At 68.8% G+C, this 1,817-nt stretch carries 4 protein-coding genes; 1 reads left to right on the top strand and 3 read right to left on the bottom strand.

The annotated features are described in order from the left end of the window. The 3 genes from rplT to infC form a co-directional block, all read right to left on the bottom strand. Positions 1-330: 50S ribosomal protein L20 (rplT, locus tag KUTG_RS38795; RefSeq protein ID WP_043732120.1), on the bottom strand; the 330-nt coding region annotated here is incomplete at its 3' end. Positions 331-402: 72 nt separating this feature from the next. Beyond that, the gene (gene rpmI, locus KUTG_RS38790; protein ID WP_043724094.1) at positions 403-597 is read right to left on the bottom strand and encodes a 50S ribosomal protein L35; all 195 of its coding nucleotides are present in this window, start codon (positions 595-597) and stop codon (positions 403-405) included. 73 nt (positions 598-670) lie between these two features. After that, positions 671-1,276: a translation initiation factor IF-3 gene (gene infC / locus KUTG_RS38785; protein ID WP_063753622.1), complete on the bottom strand. Its 606-nt coding sequence runs from the start codon at positions 1,274-1,276 to the stop codon at positions 671-673. Between the two features lie 311 nt (positions 1,277-1,587). On the opposite strand from infC, the gene KUTG_RS38780 reads away from it, so the two are divergent. Continuing rightward, positions 1,588-1,817, top strand: a 230-nt coding sequence (locus KUTG_RS38780; RefSeq protein WP_052396787.1) for a DUF1844 domain-containing protein, incomplete at its 3' end; no start/stop codon positions are given.

Below are 1,817 nucleotides of genomic sequence, written 5' to 3'. Positions count from 1 at the left end.
GACCAGCGCGGCGAACGCGTCGGCGTCGTTGACCGCGAGCTCGGCCAGGATCTTGCGGTCGACCTCGACACCCGCGACCTTGAGGCCCTGGATGAAGCGGTTGTAGGTCATGCCGTTCAGGCGCGCGGCCGCGTTGATACGCGTGATCCACAGCTGCCGGAAGTCACCCTTGCGGGCACGGCGGTCCCGGTAGGCGTAGTTGAGCGAGTGGAGCACCTGCTCCTTGGCCTTGCGGTACAGCCGGGAGCGCTGGCCGCGGTAGCCGCTGGCGAGCTCCAGGGTCGTGCGGCGCTTCTTCTGGGCGTTGACCGCCCGCTTGACGCGTGCCACTGGTTCATCCTGTCAATCTCAAGGGGGTGTTCGGGGCACCCCGGGGGTCTTCGTAGGGCTACAGCGCTCGCGTCAGAGGCCGAGCATCTTCTTCATGCGCGGGACGTCGCTCTTGGCGACCTCCTGGACGCCGGCGTAGCGGCGGGTCAGCGTGCTGGGCTTCTTCTCCAGCAGGTGACGCTTGCCGGTCTTCTCCCGCAGCAGCTTGCCGGTGCCGGTCACGCGCACGCGCTTGGAGATGCCCTTGTGCGTCTTGTTCTTAGGCATTGTCGTCCTCGTTGTCGTACCGCCGCCCGGATCGGGCGGCGGTGCGTCGTCGTACCTCGGGGGTTCCCGGGTATCACTCCTGCTCGGAGCCGGTCTCCGGGGTGGCCGTCTTGATGGGCCGGGTCTTCGTCGTCTTGTGCGGCGCCAACACCATGATCATGTTGCGGCCGTCCTGCTTGGCGCTGGACTCCACGAAGCCCAGCTCGTTCACGTCCTCGGCCAACCGCTGGAGCAGCCGGAAGCCGAGCTCCGGCCGGGACTGCTCGCGGCCGCGGAACATGATCGTGACCTTGACCTTGTGCCCGTGCTCGAGGAAGCGAACCACGTGGTTCTTCTTCGTCTCGTAGTCGTGCGGGTCGATCTTCGGCCGGAGCTTCTGCTCCTTGATCACCGTGAGCTGCTGGTTGCGCCGCGACTCGCGGGCCTTCTGCGCGCTCTCGTACTTGTACTTGCCGTAGTCCATGAGCTTGCAGACCGGCGGGCGGGCCTGCGGTGCGACCTCGACGAGGTCCAGATCCGCTTCCACGGCGAGCCGGAGGGCGTCCTCGATGCGGACGATACCCACCTGTTCACCGTTCGGTCCGACGAGCCGGACCTCGGGCACCCGGATGCGGTCGTTGATACGTGCCTCGGGAGCGGCGGTGGGGCCACCACGGTCTCGACTAGAGGGAGCTGTCATGCACGTCCTTCACTTGCCTTCATGCGCCAGGAACAGCAACGGCCCCACATGTCCGTGACATGCGGGGCCCGCTTCCTTCCGATCACCCGGCGCCAAGCGTCGAGCTGCTCCAGTGCTGGACTGGAGGACCGGACCCGGCTGCCTTGCGGCGGCGCGGGTGGGAGCGGGGCTCCACTTGCCGCCCCCGCACATACGGGGGCTGGTCGCACGTGTAAGGGTAGCAGACGTGACGGAACTGCCCGAAATCGACGGCCCCCAGCTGCGGGAGCTGGCGCCGTGCCAGCGTGGAGATCATCAGCCGGGCGGCGGTGATGCTGCTCTCGGCTTCCGCCGAGCGCCTCGGCCTCGCCGACACCGAGCCCGAGTCCAGCCCGCACCGGGACCTGGACGAGGCCCGCCGGCTGATCACGGCGCTGGCCGGCCTGATCACCGCCTCCGCCGAGTACCTCGGCCCGCACGCCGGCCCCCTGCGGGACGGCCTGCAGGCCGTGCAGCGAGCGTTCCGCGAGGGCTCCACCGTGCCCGACGAGCCCGGCCAGGG

It is taken from the genome of Kutzneria sp. 744, from assembly GCF_000568255.1.
GTDB lineage: Bacteria > Actinomycetota > Actinomycetes > Mycobacteriales > Pseudonocardiaceae > Kutzneria.
This window is presented reverse-complemented; position numbering and strand designations above follow the sequence as displayed.

What these genes read in the sequence shown, in the direction of transcription:
- infC (WP_063753622.1), bottom strand. Translation starts at nt 1,276, where the DNA reads ATGACAGCTCCCTCTAGTCGAGACCGTGGTGGCCCCACCGCCGCTCCC.
- rpmI (WP_043724094.1), bottom strand. Translation starts at nt 597, where the DNA reads ATGCCTAAGAACAAGACGCACAAGGGCATCTCCAAGCGCGTGCGCGTG.